This is a genomic window from Paenibacillus sp. Y916 (assembly GCF_056786435.1).
The window spans coordinates 45,787-62,684 of the sequence record NZ_JBXCJA010000003.1 but is presented as its reverse complement, the minus strand read 5'-3'; the positions used below and the strand labels follow the sequence as shown (position 1 = coordinate 62,684).

Annotated in this window: 16 protein-coding genes; 1 reads left to right on the top strand and 15 read right to left on the bottom strand. The window is 43.1% G+C overall.

What is annotated here, in order from left to right; translation table 11 throughout:
• Positions 1-66 precede the first annotated feature (66 nt).
• The 7 genes from AC1TO9_RS08360 to AC1TO9_RS08330 all read right to left on the bottom strand — a co-directional run bounded on the left by AC1TO9_RS08360 (position 67) and on the right by AC1TO9_RS08330 (position 6,431).
• Positions 67-1,416 carry a VanZ family protein gene (locus AC1TO9_RS08360; protein ID WP_482058862.1) on the bottom strand — a complete coding sequence of 450 codons (1,350 nt, stop codon included), beginning with the start codon at positions 1,414-1,416 and terminating at the stop codon, positions 67-69.
• Between the two features lie 31 nt (positions 1,417-1,447).
• A complete protein-coding gene (locus AC1TO9_RS08355) occupies positions 1,448-2,569 on the bottom strand; it encodes a HAMP domain-containing sensor histidine kinase (protein WP_482058861.1) in 1,122 nt (373 codons plus the stop codon).
• A 5-nt stretch (positions 2,570-2,574) separates the two neighbouring features.
• Entirely contained in the window at positions 2,575-3,246 is a 672-nt protein-coding gene (locus AC1TO9_RS08350) for a response regulator transcription factor (protein ID WP_482058860.1), read from the bottom strand.
• Between the two features lie 487 nt (positions 3,247-3,733).
• Positions 3,734-4,213, bottom strand: a complete 480-nt coding sequence (gene rlmH, locus AC1TO9_RS08345) for a 23S rRNA (pseudouridine(1915)-N(3))-methyltransferase RlmH (RefSeq protein ID WP_458632808.1) — start codon at positions 4,211-4,213, stop codon at positions 3,734-3,736.
• Positions 4,214-4,722: 509 nt separating this feature from the next.
• Positions 4,723-4,890: a hypothetical protein gene (locus AC1TO9_RS08340; RefSeq protein WP_482058859.1), complete on the bottom strand. Its 168-nt coding sequence runs from the start codon at positions 4,888-4,890 to the stop codon at positions 4,723-4,725.
• A 36-nt stretch (positions 4,891-4,926) separates the two neighbouring features.
• Positions 4,927-5,094, bottom strand: a complete 168-nt coding sequence (locus tag AC1TO9_RS08335; protein WP_438348391.1) for a CxxH/CxxC protein — start codon at positions 5,092-5,094, stop codon at positions 4,927-4,929.
• Positions 5,095-5,195: 101 nt separating this feature from the next.
• Complete coding sequence (locus AC1TO9_RS08330; protein WP_482058858.1) at positions 5,196-6,431, bottom strand: S1C family serine protease; 1,236 nt, start codon at positions 6,429-6,431, stop codon at positions 5,196-5,198.
• A 517-nt stretch (positions 6,432-6,948) separates the two neighbouring features.
• Here AC1TO9_RS08330 and AC1TO9_RS08325 point away from each other — a divergent pair.
• Positions 6,949-7,122, top strand: a complete 174-nt coding sequence (locus AC1TO9_RS08325) for a hypothetical protein (RefSeq protein ID WP_482055729.1) — start codon at positions 6,949-6,951, stop codon at positions 7,120-7,122.
• Position 7,123: 1 nt separating this feature from the next.
• Here the strand turns inward: AC1TO9_RS08325 and AC1TO9_RS08320 are convergent, their stop codons facing one another.
• From AC1TO9_RS08320 to AC1TO9_RS08285, 8 genes are all read right to left on the bottom strand, one after another.
• Positions 7,124-7,930, bottom strand: coding sequence for an MBL fold metallo-hydrolase (locus AC1TO9_RS08320; RefSeq protein WP_482055728.1), 807 nt, complete (start codon positions 7,928-7,930; stop codon positions 7,124-7,126).
• A 10-nt stretch (positions 7,931-7,940) separates the two neighbouring features.
• Positions 7,941-8,687 (bottom strand): two-component system regulatory protein YycI, encoded by a 747-nt coding sequence (yycI, locus tag AC1TO9_RS08315; RefSeq protein ID WP_482055727.1) that lies wholly within the window; start codon positions 8,685-8,687, stop codon positions 7,941-7,943.
• A 46-nt stretch (positions 8,688-8,733) separates the two neighbouring features.
• Positions 8,734-10,014, bottom strand: a complete 1,281-nt coding sequence (locus tag AC1TO9_RS08310) for a YycH family regulatory protein (protein ID WP_482055726.1) — start codon at positions 10,012-10,014, stop codon at positions 8,734-8,736.
• A complete protein-coding gene (gene walK / locus AC1TO9_RS08305) occupies positions 10,011-11,837 on the bottom strand; it encodes a cell wall metabolism sensor histidine kinase WalK (protein ID WP_482055725.1) in 1,827 nt (608 codons plus the stop codon). The genes AC1TO9_RS08310 and walK overlap by 4 nt, the downstream gene beginning before the upstream one ends.
• Entirely contained in the window at positions 11,837-12,562 is a 726-nt protein-coding gene (gene yycF, locus AC1TO9_RS08300) for a response regulator YycF (protein ID WP_482055724.1), read from the bottom strand. The genes walK and yycF overlap by 1 nt, the downstream gene beginning before the upstream one ends.
• A 161-nt stretch (positions 12,563-12,723) precedes the next feature.
• Positions 12,724-14,229: a peptidoglycan DD-metalloendopeptidase family protein gene (locus AC1TO9_RS08295; RefSeq protein WP_482058857.1), complete on the bottom strand. Its 1,506-nt coding sequence runs from the start codon at positions 14,227-14,229 to the stop codon at positions 12,724-12,726.
• Between the two features lie 295 nt (positions 14,230-14,524).
• Entirely contained in the window at positions 14,525-15,130 is a 606-nt protein-coding gene (locus tag AC1TO9_RS08290; protein WP_482055722.1) for a hypothetical protein, read from the bottom strand.
• Between the two features lie 471 nt (positions 15,131-15,601).
• Positions 15,602-16,891, bottom strand: a complete 1,290-nt coding sequence (locus AC1TO9_RS08285) for an adenylosuccinate synthase (protein ID WP_482058856.1) — start codon at positions 16,889-16,891, stop codon at positions 15,602-15,604.
• Between the last annotated feature and the right edge of the window lie 7 nt (positions 16,892-16,898).

The following is a 16,898-nucleotide window of genomic DNA, read 5'->3' as shown; positions in this document are numbered from 1 at the left end:
TTCTCGACCCCATTCTCTGCTACCAAGGCACCTCGTAAAAGATGCCCTTCCATCACGATGTTTCATCTAGTGAAATTTGTAAATGATGATGGATTGAGCAATAAACGTTTCTCCCTTTCGCATGCCAGTAATCATAACAGTCTGATCCACAGCCAAATCTTTGCGTTCCGCAACTTCATCTCTATAGGTCATTCCATTATCCTTGGATATGCGTCGCGTGAAGGTGGTCTTCGCCGTTAACTCAATCGTTACTTTTTTTACGTTTTTACCGATCCCAGTCGACATGATGGATGTTCCGTCTTCTAGATCCTGTACTGTTGCCAGATTGAGAACAAAGCCGATATCCTGTACTTCCAATACGCTGCCATTCACTTCTTCCAATGGGACATCTTCAGAGAGGGGTTCCTTAAGGGGAACTCCCTGAGCGGGGATATCATGAGTCAGATCCTGTTCTTCCGTTTTCGACACTTGATCGGTTTGTACTTTCATCTGGCCGCCCTCCATCTTTAGCGGGGCAGCAAAGACAATGACCTCCGGATTGCCAGTCTTCGGATCCAGCCAGAGTGTGATTGTTGCCTTTTGTTCGATCCGGCTTAGTTCATCGGGCTCAGGCCGAATCTCCGTGTAACGAAACACAGCTTTCGATTTGGAGCTTTCAATAGTACGAACATATAATTTCGTTTTCTCCGTAATCAAAGCTTCCTGCTTTTTTAAGAACGAATTCGTCGTCTCATTACTAGATAATATCCCGTTATAATATTCCAGACGTTGACCGGTGATCTGAATGAGCGTCCCTTCGCCATCCGCTTCCTGTGTCGGGATGTTTTCCATTCCCACGTAGACGGCCTCGAATTTCGTTAACCCGAGTAGATTCCCGAATTCCTCTTTTGCAACAAAATAGGCAGGAACGCTGCTAACGACGATGAGCAGGAGCACGATGCGGTGAATCATCACGATGTTCTGACGAACGCCGCGGGCAATCAATCGGTAGATCAAGACGCCGATGAGACCGCCTAAAGTATTGAGAATCACATCGTCAATATCCGCGCTGCCTAGCGTCAATGCATACTGTAAGCTTTCAAATAAGACGCTTAAGCCGCATGCGATGATAACGGGAATGACTACTCTTTCTCTCATCTTCCCAAATAAAGCAGGGAGTAATAACCCTAAAGGAATAAATACGACCATATTTCCGAGGATATTCGAAATGCCCCGCAACCAACCGGAAGACCGGAGCATCGGTTGGTAATCCTTGAAAATTTGAAAAGGAATGAAGTTATACGAACGATACCCATGCATGTTCCCATGAACGAGATCCGTTAACGAAATGGTTTTTAACATAATAATTTTAATTAACACGGCAATATAGAGGATAAAAACGATAGATACTAACCCTTTTATAATGCGTTGTTTCATTTTCTTGCACGCTCCTTTCCGCCAAAATTGATCAAGACCCTAACTGAAAAGTTCCCGTTACGCACGCCCCTCCATTTTCTCCGTTTGCAAGTTCAATATTACCGCCATGTTTCTCGCATAACAGTTTGCAAATATATAGCCCGATTCCAGATTGTCCTTTTGTAGCCGATTTATCATAATAGAATGGTTTTGTCGCCATTTTTAATCCCTCGCTGCTAAAACCTCTACCATCATCCTGGACTTGAATCGTCAATAATCCGGCTTTTGTTCCGCACTTAACCGTAATGCTTGAGTCTGCATAGCGTGCCGCGTTGGAGATCAGGTTCTCCGCGACCCGCAGAACGAGCTTGTCATCTAATGGGATAACCGATTCATCTAAATCAAACATCAATGTAAATGAATGCCGTCCCTCAGGAATAAGGCTATGCAACGTGTCCTGTAATACCTCTTGCAATCTTTCCGCCTTCACATAATGGATCTGCAGACGAATGTCCTCTAACCGTTGCAAACTGCTCATGTCAACGATATATTGCTCAATTCTCGAAATGTTTCCGGATATCGATTGCAGAACCTTCTCCGTCTTCTCCGGGGTAATTTTGTGATCAGGAAAATATTCTAACAAAAAATCGCAATACCCCTTAAGCGTGGTTACGGGTGATCGCAAATCATGAGCGAAGGCAGCATTTAACCGTTTCCGCTCTTCCATCGCACGCCACATGGTTTTGTTATTCTGCAACAAGGCATGGCGCATCTCCTCGAAGGCTTGGCACACATCATTCATCTCATCTAACTTGTCGTATTGCAACGCAAAATCAAGATTATGTTGGGCAATCTCCTCCGCCCCCCGGATTAACAACGACATCGGTCGTTCCAACTTAATCCGGTAGTAAAAGCGTGCCGCCAGAAAAATAAAAAAGCAAAAAATGAGGATCGGAGCTACCCCAGCCGCGGCTTTCAGCCATTGAATTAACGATTCATCCCGTGCGGAAAAAGGGGTGGTTATCTCCAAGACTGTACCCGTGTTAATGACCGTATATTTTCGGGTGATCTCCCAGATAATCTTCGCGCATACATTTTGTGCGATATAGTTCAGCACGGAGGAGATCCCTACCGCAACAGCCATGGACAAGAATAGACTTGTTTTTAGGCTCAAGTTCCCTATTCTCCCCACTGATAACCGACCCCCCAGACCGTCTCAATACATTTTTTGTCCGTATAGGCTGAAATCTTTTTTCGTATTTTACGGATATGCTCCATGATAACAATAGGATCGCCCTCTTTGTCATATCCCCATACACACTCATAGATGCGCTCCTTGTCAAAAACTAGGCCGGCATTTAAGGAGAGAAATTCAACGATATCGAATTCCTTCTTGGCTAGGTTAACCGCATGATTATTGACTGTCACTTTTCTTTTTCCGTAATCGATAACGATCTCACCTTGGAAAATGGCGCTCTGTTTGTTCCCGTTTCGCTGTTCCCTCCGCAGATGCGCCTCCACTCTCGCACCTAACTCTTTGATGCTAAACGGTTTTTCAATATAGTCATCGCCGCCCATACGAAAAGCATTGATTTTATCCCTTTCTTCTATCTTTGCCGTCAAAAAAATAATCGGACAGGAAACATAATCACGGATCTTCCTACACACTTCGAAGCCATCTATGTCCGGCATGTTAATATCCAATAAGATTAGATCCGGTGTATTAGACACATTCTCCAATGCTTGCATCCCATTATCAGCAGTAATCACGGTGTAGTTGTTCATTTCAAAGTAGTCCTTCAGGAGCAACAAAATTTCTTCATCATCGTCCACGATTAACAGCTTGTGCACCCGCCTGCCTCCTCTAAGCCACTTTCTTTTTTACCTTTCGTTTACATTTATCAGTATAGCGCGTAAAACTCAATTTTTTATCAAGACAAGTACAGTTAGCTATCTGCCCCTATACCAGCAAAACTATACGCTTTATGTCAAAAGCCTGCCCCGCACCAGATTTTTCGCTGTTGAACGAAATTTAAGGGTATCCATTTGGGCACCCAGGCTCCTACGAGTTTTTTCATTTATCAAATCAACTAATCTTAATATAATTTACTTTATAAATAAAAAACATCAAGAACATAAGAACTGTTCTTGATGTTTTTTAGCTTACCTAATACGACGATTATCTAAGCCGAAAGCTGTCAACAATTCGATATACGAAGTCTCATCTAGGAAAGACCCTGGCGCTAAGAATAGATTTATAACATGGAAATTTAAAAATACAATGTATGACGTACCTTAGCCTCGATCAAACCGTAATACTTCCCAAAAAAATTTCGCCCTACTTATGATACGGTTCACCTCGATTAATCTTCACCGCCCGGTACACCTGCTCCGTCAGCACCAGCCGCATCAGCTGATGCGGCAACGTCATGCGCCCGAAGCTAAGCTTCTGCTGGGCGCGACGCAGTACTGCATCGGAGAGCCCGTGGCTCCCTCCGATGACGAATACGACATGGCTCGTCCCGTAGGTACCGAGCTTGTCGATCTCAGCGGCCAGCTCTTCCGAGCTCCATAGCTGGCCGCCAATAGCGAGCGCAACGACATGCGCCTCGCTCTTAATATGCGCGAGGATGCGTTCGCCCTCGCGCTCTTTAACGATAGACACCTCTGCTTCGCTCAAGGTGTCAGGTGCCTTCTCATCCGCTACCTCCACCATCTGGAACTTGATGTACGGAGTAAGCCGCTTCGCATATTCCTGGATGCCCAACACTAAATACTTCTCTTTCAATTTACCAACGCCAATAATCTGAATAAACACCTTAATCCCTCTCCCCACTTATTATGTATTCTTTCACAACAACACCCTACGCCTAGTTAACTTTAATAACACCCTATTCTCTCACGATCTTCTCAATCCTAATCCTCGCATCTATACTCTCATCCTTACAATTCACACTAGTACTTGTCCATTGTACCCGGCTATTATCTTTAATTCTTATTTTCCATACCTAGCAATAGCACCTATGATTCTTCTTTATCATGCCCTTATCTTATTCACTATCTTTATCTCTTCCTTAGTACTTACCTTTATACTCTCATTGGTATTGATAGTACTTACATTCGTACTTCTATTGGAACTTACACCTATATCCGTACCCTTACATAGACTAACTTCATCCTTAGCATTATCTGTTTCTTTGTCTTCATCCTAGTCCCATGCTCTTATCCCTTACTCTCGCCCAATAAGACTCACATGAAATAAGTCTTCTCCAATCCTACTGCCCATCCCACCGAGCGTGAAAGTAGCGTCCTCATGTAATTGTAAGGCTAATCGTACGTAGTAGCGCAGAGAACGGAATTGTACTGGAGAAGCGAAGCGTTCGCCTTTATCCCTGGATTTCCACCGCTAACAGCGGTAAATTCAAAGAAATCCGGGGATAACAGCGATCGGAAGAACAATCCGTTCTCGGAGCGTTCTCTTAGTACTGTCCCCACAAACACAAAAAGGGCGCCACCTTCACGCCCCTTCTCTCACACCACCAAATACTGCGCAGCATGCTCACACTCAATACACTTCACTGGCGGATCCCAGTCGGAGAATTCAGTCTCCTTCAAGTCTACAATATCTGGTGCGTCTTCATATTCATCAACGAATTTGTCGATCGCAAGTTCTACATGATCTTTGCATACTACGTACATGAATGAAAGCATCCTTTCTGTCCTACACTCTGCTGATGTTCCATTTATTATAACCCGAATTTGCTCATAACACATCAAAAAACTACATAGGGTTCTCTTTGCTACTCCACAGGCTTATCACTAAGTGTTAGCTTAACAACTTTCAATATACCCTCGCGATAAAAGGTAACTTCAACAACATCGCCAATTTCCCGCTCATTATAGAGGTACTTGCGGAGCTTCATCGTTGAGCTAATGGGTGCATTATCTAGCATCGTAATGACATCATTCAGCTTCAATCCTGCCTCTAGTGCAGGACCCACAGCATCCAATACCAAGACGCCATCTTTGACGTTACTTGGAAGTTTCAAGCTTTTACGTTCGTCTGCATCTAACGGTGCAAATGGATTACTAATGTCCACCGTATATACTCCGATATATGGACGTGTTATTTTACCTGTCAGCATCAATTCATCGACGATATGCATCACATGCTTGATCGGAATAGCGAAGCCAAGTCCCTCAACACCCATATCCGATATCTTCATCGTATTAATTCCGATCACTTCACCGTTCAGATTCACCAAGGCACCACCACTGTTACCTTCATTTATGGCAGCATCTGTCTGTATCACTTCCTGCTCCCAATCGTATATGCCGTCTTTATTCATCGATACTGGAATGATCCGATTCGTATGGCTCACTATCCCAGAAGTAAGTGTATCTCCTAACCCTAACGGATTGCCGATAGCAATGACGGTCTCTCCTAACCGGAGTGTACTCGAGTTGCCTATCTCAGCGATCGTATGTATCTTCTTCCCATCAATAGAAAGAACCGCAATATCGTTAACCACGTCTGTACCCACCAATGTTGCTCGGATCAAGTCTCCATTCGTCGTCATCACTTCCAGCTCATCTGCTTCTGCGATGACATGATTGTTCGTGATAATATAGGCTAGACCATTCTCCTTCTTGAATATGACGCCCGATCCCAGACCTGATTCATCTAAATCTAACTCATCCTTCTTCAGATCCTTATAATTAGCAATACTCACGACGGTTGGACGTACCTTTGCTGCTGCCTGTATCAATCGTTCAAAAGGATCCGTCTCCATCTTGACCGGTACTGTGCTCACTGCAGCTGCCTCAGGAGCTGATTTAGGCACTCCAGTAACTAGACTGAATAATAATACAGCTACCATTGCACTGATCACCGAACTAATGACAGATATTTGCAATGTGGACATTCCCTTGCGGTGAGCTTTGGACCAACTTCCAGAATTGGGCTTTACTTTGGTATGCTCTTTGCTCTGTCTTGATACCTTGGTCGAATAAAATCCATCTTCGAACAAACCCATAGTAAATCCTCTCCCTTTGTTATTACCCTCTGACAATCCTCAACCTTTTTAAACACACACTAATATAACAGTTTTACAACCCTAAAAGTTGCACTTCTTAACTACTTTATTTTATATATCACCAAATAACATCACTTTGAAGAGGTAATTCAAAAAATCATCTTTTGATCACGAAGTATAACAGGAAGTGTATTCGCCATCGAATATTGAATTCAGCCGGTCTTTCCGGTGCTGAAAAACTGACTTTTTGAACCTTTTTCAATTCTTCTCGAAATTGAAATAGCCATTTTTAAAGTAATAAAAGTCGAAATTCATTCGGAATGGAATAATTTTTAACAAAGCGGACTACACTAATAACAAGTCTCTTATTCTAGAATCATAGCTTCATAGAGATTATAGGTATATGTTCTTACTGTTCATTGTATCATATGTAGCTTAGCTACATAATCTTTTCGCATTTATTTTCACTGGTTAATAGTGGGTAAATCATCCGTTCGAGGGAGGGAATAATTCATACATGGAAAATGGAAATATTTCAATGGATATGGTGCACATGATGGCCAAGCTTGGAGATATGAAGGACGAGCATTATCGTAATACCCTTGCCATAAGCACAATCATTGAACTTCTTGTAGACAAGGGAATTCTCACTCGTGAGGAATTGGCTATCAAGGCCGATGAACTAGATTAATTCATCGCTTGCTCACCTTATCCCATGGGGTAGGTCGATCATAATAAGTATCACACAACTGGAAATCCGTTTCTTTATAGAAACACCCGCGCTCTTCCATCGCATCACGTACTGTCATTTTAGCTAAATCCATCATGTTGTGATCTCGACTTAAATGTGCCAAATATGTGCGTTTCGTATCACCTGTCAGGAGCTCACTCATCGCTTCTCCTGAAGCTTCATTGGAGAGATGCCCCATATCGCCTAGAATACGACGTTTCGTGTTCCAAGGATAGCGGCCCATTCGCAACAACTCAATATCATGATTCGCTTCCAGCACCAATACATCTGCATTCGAGATAGCCCGCTTCACTTTATCGCTGACATAGCCTAAATCCGTAGCCACACTCAGCTTCTCATCCCCATCATAGAAATTATAGCCTACGGGTTCTGCTGCGTCATGGGAAATACCGAAGGATTCCACGCGGAGTGTGCCGAAATCTTTCACTTCTCCACTATCCATCACAATCCGATTCTCTTCAGCAATCTTACCAATGGATTTATTCATGGCATCCCATGTTTTCTCATTCGCATAGATTGGGAGATTGTATTTGCGGGCCACAGGACCTAATCCCTTAATATGATCCGAATGCTCATGTGTAATGAGAACGCCGTCTATTTCCCCGCCGCTTAACTCTCTTTCCTGCAAAAGCTCATCTATCCGTCGTGCACTAAACCCTGCATCAATCAACAGTGTCGTCTCCCCGTTCGTGACTACCGTTGCATTCCCTGTCGATCCACTCGACAGCACTGTAAATGATATCCCCATAACAATAACTCTACTCCTTCGCTTTCTCTGTCTTGGAACTAATAACGTCCCCACTGATGCCCTGTACATAATACATTTCATTCTCAAGTGTGAAGCGCCACGCTGGTGCAGCTACCTGATTCTCTGAGTCAAACATCTCGCCATAATAGCCTAACTGGATGTCCTTCACAACGGAATTAGGTGCAATATACTTATTAATTAAAGTAGTTAATGCATCTACCGCTGTTAACACCTTCTGTTGTTCATCCTCATTGGATGAAACCATCTTAATGGGGGATTGCTGATACGAGACTATCTTTCGATCGCTGTATATCAGCTTCAACTTTAACTGATCATTAAAGAGTGGCCATTCCCCTTCAACTAAAGGGTGGAACACAAATACCCCGTTCTCACTCTCCATTGGATCATAACGATAATCTTTGAAATTCGGGATCTGACTCTCTAATGCTTTCACTAACTCATTACCCATGAAGACTAGCTTACTATCCACAGGTGTTTCTAGCTCTATGATGTCCGTATTCTGATCATTAACAAAGTGATAATTAATTTTAGGAAGTACTGGGGTCCGTGCAGGAATAAGAGATAGCAGCTGTATATTCTTCTCCTGCATTATTTTCTGTGTATTACTATCAAGTGAGGTGTAATCCAGCTTTGTGCTTACTTGTTCTCTTACATCATTCCATAATTGATAGCCTAACACGAGATTTAGCAACAAGAAAGCATAGATCAATACATTTTTAGCCCGTCCCCAATCCATTCCCTTCCCTCCTTATCCCCATTGTGTTCTATTCAATTCACCCAACTTATTTATCCAGCACCATCACTCCACCTGTCTGAAACTTAACAGCCCATACAGGTGTAAGCAGTAGCCCTTCCTCGCTACGTGTAGGCAAGTAAGCAGGATACAAGTCCACTACTCTAGATTGTCCACTGATGCCTTTTAAGCGACCTCTCAGTTCTTCCCCATAAGGCAACATCTTCATGTCCTTCTTCGTTTCCTCAGACTTCATATAGATGAGAGAGCGCTCGTATGTGGATACCGTTCCCTGATGTAGGTTAAGGTTGATCGTTCCATATTGAAATTGGGGTTCTGATAGAATAGGATAGGTACCATAATATTGCTGGAATACCACCTCATTCTGATCCGTACCCCCACCAGCAAGGCTTAAGCGATAATCCCCATTCCATCCTCCATGATCGTTCACGAAGTCAACCGCGGCTAGCACTTCTTTATCCATATCAATTTCCCCATCCGGCAGTGCCGCAGGATCTGTATATCTCATCCACTTCTGTTCTTGTCTTACTTGCAAGCTCCGCTTACTATCTGTATATATTTCAGAGCCATTCTTCTCCCTAATATTACGAGTAATGCTGGGATCAAAGAATAGGCTGCGTTGCATTTGTTCCGCTGTATACGCATCAATACTTAGCCTGGTTTGTACCATCTCTACCTCTGTCTCAGGAATATAGTACAACCCATTCTGTAAAGTATATGGGGTCCATGTTAATCCGAAATCGACATGCTGTTGCACATCCTGAATCGTAAGGTCGGCTTTCCCTGCCTCGTATACGACGTCACCTTCCGTACTGAAGAACAAAGCACGTGCCTTCGTTTCATTACTAACATTATAAATCCAGATTCGATCTATTTGCTCCGCTTGGAATAAAGCATCTGGATGGATCTGCATGATTCGTTGCAATAATGTCACGGGAACACCAGCCCCGAAAGTCAATTCAATCCCCGGATTCTGTGATCGTATTTCTGCGATATTCAGATCCTGCAAAGAACGACGCTGAAAACTATCAAAGCTCCGACCTTCAAGCCGAGAGAAGATCAGATTGTAGAACGTTGAATTCGGATAAAATATGGTATGTTTATTTTCACCCATATGAATGATCATCTTATCAGGATAAATCAGACTCTCAACATCGGCTTCAGGTCCCATATCCTCTGCCTTGAGATACTTAGCTGCAGACTTAATGACCGAATCACCACCCGGAAGGCGATACATGAGATAATAACTCTCCACTAAGCTACTCAAGACCAACAGGACGAGTAAGATCGACTTCAGCTTCTCTTTCATGTCATCACACCCCAATCTTCAACTAAAGGAAGCGTAAAGGTAACCTTCGTCCCTTGTCCAAATTCAGATTGGAGAGCCATAACCCCACCGTGGGCACTAACAATTTCCCGGGCAATCGAAAGACCCAGTCCCGTTCCTCCCATATTACGCGAGCGTGCTTTATCCACCCGATAGAAACGATCAAATATACGCTCCAAATCCTTCTTTGGTATGCCAATCCCAGTGTCCTGTACTGAAATTGCAATCTGATAGTCCTCAGTCAACCTAGCTTCTAACGTAACAACACCACCATCAGGTGTATATTTAAGAGAATTAGACACAAGATTATCCAATACTTGATCGATCTGGTCACGGTCAAATAATACGCTATCAATACCCGCTTGGATCTTTATGTTAGATTCAATATGTTTCTGCTGCATTTGAAAAGAGAATCGATCCGTCACATCCTCCAACATTTCCAGCACATCCGTCGGTTCTTTGCGCAAGGCAGCTTCCTTATTATCAAGCCTTGATAAGTGTAGAAGATCCGTCACTAGACGAATCATTCGTTCTGTTTCATTCTGAATCACGCCTAAGAAGCGTCGAGCTAACTGTGCATCCTCTAATGCACCATCATCCAAAGCTTCTGTGTAGCTCTTAATCGTTGTAAGTGGCGTTCTTAACTCATGTGATACGTTCGCTACGAACTCGCGTCGTGATGCCTCCAGCTGTTCTTGCTCCGTTACATCCTGCAATACGGCAATCGTACCCGCTATCCCGAATTCACGTCGATGAATAGGGGTGAAAGTTACACGCACCTTGTAGGTGGTAGCCACCTCTTCTGGACTCATCTCAAGCAGTGCACTCTGAATAGATCCCTCAGCAAAAGATTCCGTCTGCTCTGGATCAAGTCCAAGCAGCATCGTAATATCTCGGCTATCTAACTCTTCTTCATCTAAACTTAACATCGCACCAGCACGACGGTTCATGAGAATAACCTGTCCCGTTTCATCCGTGGCAATGACACCGTCACTCATATTCGTAAGGATAGAGGCTAATTTCTCCTTCTCCTCTTCATTCTGTAAGAGTGCATCTCGCAAGCGACTCGTCATATAATTAAAGGCTTCACTTAATTGCCCGATTTCATCGTTACCGAATACGGGCATCTTCTGATCGAAGCTGCCTTCTGCCACTGCTGTCGCATGGCGTGTCATCTCTTTGATAGGCTGGGTAATCGTATGTGCCAGAATAACGCTAAGTATCGCCGTTAATAGGAGCGCAATCAACATTCCCGAAATAAAAATATTGTTAACCCGTCCAATCGTATCATGTAATTCATTCATAGAAGCAACGATATAGACGGCACCCACAATTTTACTGTTATAAATGACTGGCTTCGCAACCACTCGCTTGCGTTCATTATCTTCATCAATCACATATTCCTCATTATCACTAATGCCTTGAAGCGCTCGGCTCACTACCGTCTGCGTGTTCTTACGTCCCACATAATCGGCATGGGTAGACAATGAGGTAATCAGTACCTTCCCACTCGCATCGAGGACTTGAATTTCTACGCCACTGAGGTTAAACAGGTTGTTAATGATCACGCCTAAACTTTCCACTGAATTCTTCCCAGCCTCAACATCGCCTCCCAATTTCTCCGCGGACATCACGGACAGAAGCTCTGCTTGTTCTTGCAGATCATTCGTGAAATTGCTCGTAAGTGAATTTTTCATCGCGCTCACGAAATAGACGCCTATCAACTGCATGGCAATTAGAATCAGAAGCATATACACAAAGATAAGCTTAGCTTGAACAGTACGAAATAATGAAGCCGGCTTCATTATAGACCTCCGTTTTTAAGACTTCGCATCACATAACCAAGCCCCCTACGGGTAAGTATATACTCCGGTTTGCTAGGGTTCTCCTCAATTTTCTCGCGAAGTCGACGAATGGTCACATCCACAGTTCGCACATCACCGAAGTACTCAAATCCCCACACGGCTTGCAGTAAGTGCTCACGCGTCATCACTTTACCCGCATGCTTCACGAGATAGAACAGCAATTCATATTCCCGATGTGTCAGGTCAAGTGGTTCACCATTCTTGAATACTAAATACATATCCGTATCTATAAACAAGTCAAAGAAGGGTATACCTTGCCTCTCCGAAGCTACACTCTCTTCCGATGCTGCTGCCATCTTATTGACTCTTCGCATATGCGCTTTCACTCGGGCTAGCAGTTCTCTTGTGCTAAAAGGCTTGGTCACATAGTCATCTGCACCCAGCTCTAATCCGAGCACCTTATCAATTTCACCATCTTTAGCTGTAAGCATAATAATGGGGAATTGCAACTGAGCTGCCCTAATCTCGCGGCATACGTCCATGCCATCTTTACCTGGTAGCATGAGATCAAGTAGCATAAGATCAGGTTTCTTAGATAAGGCTAATTCAACGGCGGTAATGCCATCAAATGCACATATGACGTCGTACCCCTCTTTTTCTAAGTTGAATTTCAATATATCAGCAATGGGTTGTTCATCATCTACTACTAGAATGGTTCCCTGCATGAATGTATCCCACCTTATATTTCAATCAATCGGTTGTTAGTCGTCTTCTTATTTTACCACACCTGAATGCCTGTCACACCCTCATAAGTATCTTATATTTGCAAAAAGAGCATGCCCCTCGATTAGGGTCATGCTCTTATGCCATTAACAAACTTCCTCTACTAATTCAAATATTTCATAGGGTTCTGGGCAACATCATTCTTCAGAATTTCAAAATGTAAATGTGTACCTGTCGAGCGTCCAGTATTGCCCATAACACCGATGCTACCTCCCTTCGTTACCGTCTGCCCTTGAGTGACCGAGTAACTCTTCAAGTGACCGTACAATGTCGTGTATCCATTGCTATGATTAATAATGACCGCTTTACCGTAACCGCTAATGTTGCCCGTGAAGGTAACAACACCCTCATCAGCTGCCATAATGGTACGGTTTCCTGAGACGATGTCGATCCCTTTATGTTGTTTCCCCCATCGTGAGCCATAAGTACTGGATATGGTCGCACCTCTTACGGGCCAAGCGAATTGCCCGGATCCTTGCCCAGCAATCTTCGTACCTTGTAGCACCACTTCGGTGACCGGTTGTTTAATGACCTCTTGACCGATCCACTGTTCATCGACAACATAACCGTTCTCTTTAGTCACCAAATACTCCATGACCTTGAGTCCTTCTTGTCCAGGGCGAACTACTTTTGATTTCCCCGCTTCAAGCTCCGCTGTCTTTCTAATTTCAACGGCCGGAGCCGTCACAATCTCTTCCGATATTTGCTCAAGCGTTGTAACCGTTATTGGAAGCTTAGGCACCTTAAGTTGTAGTGTATCTCCAATTTGAAGATATTTCTCCTTAACATCAGGATTGTTTAAATAAATTTGCTTCTCTGTAATATCATATCGCTTCGCAATAGACCCTAACGTATCACCTTCATCTATTGTATATACGATTGGAGCCTCTTTACTTACCGTAAGGAGCGCTACGACTTCCTCTGCGTCAAGTAGTTGGTCAGGATCTGTGTTAATTGGTGTCACATTCACTTCTTCTCCGATTTTGACTGATTTCACAGTTGACTCTTCTGGCGCACTCGCCGCACTTACGTTAGCAGTTGGTATCGAGCTACTCATCCTTTTCAACTGAAGCTGTTCTTTGGCTACCTCTGGTACATACTGTCGCTTCACCTGATTCAATATATCGTCTACCGTTTCCTGGTCTTTAACAATCGCAACGATCTCACCATCAATCTTTAGCTCTACCCCTTTAGCATATGCATTTAGCATGCTGTCTAGCTTCTTAAGCGTTAACTCGCTATCCACTTCTGCATTGAAAGCTTCTTCTGCCTTGGTCGTAACACCTTCCGTCTGTAGAATCATTTCCACATCGGGATATTTATTCTGATATTCTTGTCGCTTCTGACTGAACAATTGTTCAATCTGGATTGGATTCTCGACGCTTCCGATCTCTTCATCCTCGACGTAAACATTATAGTAAGCGATTTTGTTAGCATTAACATATTGGTTGCCTGCAAGTACAAGAACTACCGTTATCACAATTCCTGTCGCTGTTATAGTTAACCATCTCTTCATTTGGCTCTCATCCGCCTGTTCCACAGGCAGGACAAATCGTGTGATGCTACTCCATGTATTCTTTAACCAGGGTATAACGTTGAAACCTTTCATCATGTATCTCCTTTGCAACCATATCTTTATTTGCAGTTGAATGATAATCCTCTATTTCCAAATGCTTATACTTCCCAATTTTCTTTATATTAAGTAGCCTTCTCCAAAAATAAGTAAATCCAAAAGGTTTCAAAATCTTAACCTTTAGCTCTCTGTTTACTTTACCATAACATTTGCAAGCAATTCAACCTTTACTAACTACGACAAAAAACCCGCTGTTATGCGGATTTCTAGATATTGTTAATATTCTATTCTTTATTTATAAATGACAAACAGATGACATTCACAATCTTAATTATGATTTAAGTAAAGATAACAACTTAGCGTATTCATCTTTATCTAAATATTCAGATAAGATTTTCTCTACTTCAGTCAACTCTTGTTCCGTCAGACCATTCTCCATAGCGATGGTGATTTCCTGAATTTTCTCTTGAGGAAGCTTCGTGATTAATATGTTAAATATCTCTTCCTTGTCACTAGTGATCAGACCATCCTTCTTACGTACCATTTCATCGGGTGTAACCACAACTTGTTGATCCAACCCTAACTGATCCTGTTGTCCCAATCCAGCAGCTTCCTCTGTGTAGGATTGTCCCATCACTGGTAGTGCGTCAACTGGCGCATCATTGTCAGAAGGAGCTTGTTCCGCTCCTGGTTCTGAGAGCGTCCCCTTCTCCTCTATCTTCTCATCGGAGACTTTCGTATCCTTCACTTCGGTTCCCATTATCCCTTGTAACATACTTACCAAAGCAATGGGTTGCCCCGGAAGCTGTATATTGAAACTTGCTAACATCGATTTAAGATAAGTATTCACGACCCATCCTGTTGTGAACATGGTCAATGTACTGACCAATACTACCGTTAAGACTACCTTACACAACCACACTAGAAACTTCATCATTTATCCTCCTCCACACCCCATGATCCGATATCCATGTTCATACTCTCATCAGCAGTATTGACCAGAAGGATGGCGTTTAATCCCATAAATAAGACATTCACGTCGAATGATCGGTCCTATACTTAACCTTTATCATCATCTTGTAATCACCTTACGCCGACCAACCCTTCCTCAATTAGATGTACCTAGCTTTGCTAGGAACGCAGTTGCATTAAGTACATCTAAATGTAGCCATATCCCTCTTCATCCAATTTTAATTGCACAACCTACATCTAAATTACTGAAAATTCCACTTTTCGGCATTATCGACATTTTTAACTGTAGATTTAGCAACTATTTCCTTTGATTACTACTTTTCCTGCTTATTAAGCGCATATATACATCTATTTCAGCCTCTTTATGTTAAAAAGAGCCCACCAGTCACAGAAGTGACCAGCAGGCTCCTTTAGATGTTTCTTGAACAACTACATTCTATGATTCATAGATCGGAAGAACCTGGTTCGTCTGATCACGGTTACGTCCAACGGAGAATATGGCAATCGGGATACCTGTAAGCTCAGAGACCCGTTTCACATAATTGCGAGTGTTCTCAGGAAGATCTCCTAACGTCTTAGCACCCGTAATATTCTCGCTCCAACCCGGTAACTCTTCATATATGGCTTCACATTCCGCAAGCTTCTTCAGACTAGCGGGATAATGACTGATAATCTCATCACGATACTTATAACCGGTACAAATCTTAACCGTCTCGAGGCCAGACAAGACATCTAAAGAGTTCAAAGATAATCCCGTTATTCCACTGACACGACGAGCATGACGTACGACAACACTGTCGAACCAACCTACACGACGAGCACGACCAGTAACGGTTCCATATTCATGACCTGTTTCACGAATAAAGTCACCGATCTCGTTATTTAACTCTGTTGGGAATGGACCATCACCGACCCGAGTTGTATACGATTTCGCCACGCCAATAACCTGTTGAATCTTCGATGGGCCCACACCAGATCCGATACAGACTCCACCAGCAGAAGGATTAGATGACGTGACATAAGGATACGTTCCTTGGTCAATGTCCAACATGACACCCTGAGCGCCCTCAAACAATACTTTACGATTCTCATCAATCGCATCATTCAATACAACCGATGTATCTGTTACATAATGACGAATCACTTCTGCATATTCTAGATACTGCTTCAGCGTCTGTTCCACATCAAGAGGTTCTACACCATATATCTGTTGTAGAACCTGATTCTTCTCTTGCATCATTTGGCGAAGTTTTAATTCGAACTCTTCTGCATCCATTAGATCTGCTATACGGATACCGTTACGTGCAACTTTATCCATATAACAAGGACCAATCCCTTTACGTGTCGTACCAATCTTCTGATCACCTTTACGATCTTCTTCGAGCGCGTCTAGAACGATATGATACGGCATAATGACATGTGCACGGTCGCTAATGACCAAGTTATTCGTAGTAAATCCATGATCATGGATATAATTTATCTCTTCGATAAGTGCAGCTGGATTAATAACCATTCCATTACCAATAACGCATACCTTATCTTCATAAAATACACCCGATGGAATAAGACTCAGCTTATATTTTTTATCGTCAATTAGAATGGTATGGCCGGCATTGTTACCTCCCTGATATCGAGCCACCACATCGGCGCTCTCCGCAAGAAAGTCTGTAATCTTCCCTTTGCCTTCGTCTCCCCATTGCGTTCCCACAACGACTACAGTTGACATGTTCATT

Coding starts and splice junctions, on each gene's coding strand:
- AC1TO9_RS08360 (WP_482058862.1), bottom strand. CDS start 1,416: ATGAAACAACGCATTATAAAAGGGTTAGTATCTATCGTTTTTATCCTC.
- AC1TO9_RS08335 (WP_438348391.1), bottom strand. CDS start 5,094: ATGTACGTAGTATGCAAAGATCATGTAGAACTTGCGATCGACAAATTC.
- AC1TO9_RS08330 (WP_482058858.1), bottom strand. CDS start 6,431: ATGGGTTTGTTCGAAGATGGATTTTATTCGACCAAGGTATCAAGACAG.
- AC1TO9_RS08325 (WP_482055729.1), top strand. CDS start 6,949: ATGGAAAATGGAAATATTTCAATGGATATGGTGCACATGATGGCCAAG.
- AC1TO9_RS08320 (WP_482055728.1), bottom strand. CDS start 7,930: ATGGGGATATCATTTACAGTGCTGTCGAGTGGATCGACAGGGAATGCA.
- yycI (WP_482055727.1), bottom strand. CDS start 8,687: ATGGATTGGGGACGGGCTAAAAATGTATTGATCTATGCTTTCTTGTTG.
- AC1TO9_RS08310 (WP_482055726.1), bottom strand. CDS start 10,014: ATGAAAGAGAAGCTGAAGTCGATCTTACTCGTCCTGTTGGTCTTGAGT.
- walK (WP_482055725.1), bottom strand. CDS start 11,837: ATGAAGCCGGCTTCATTATTTCGTACTGTTCAAGCTAAGCTTATCTTT.
- yycF (WP_482055724.1), bottom strand. CDS start 12,562: ATGCAGGGAACCATTCTAGTAGTAGATGATGAACAACCCATTGCTGAT.
- AC1TO9_RS08295 (WP_482058857.1), bottom strand. CDS start 14,229: ATGAAAGGTTTCAACGTTATACCCTGGTTAAAGAATACATGGAGTAGC.
- AC1TO9_RS08290 (WP_482055722.1), bottom strand. CDS start 15,130: ATGATGAAGTTTCTAGTGTGGTTGTGTAAGGTAGTCTTAACGGTAGTA.
- AC1TO9_RS08285 (WP_482058856.1), bottom strand. CDS start 16,891: ATGTCAACTGTAGTCGTTGTGGGAACGCAATGGGGAGACGAAGGCAAA.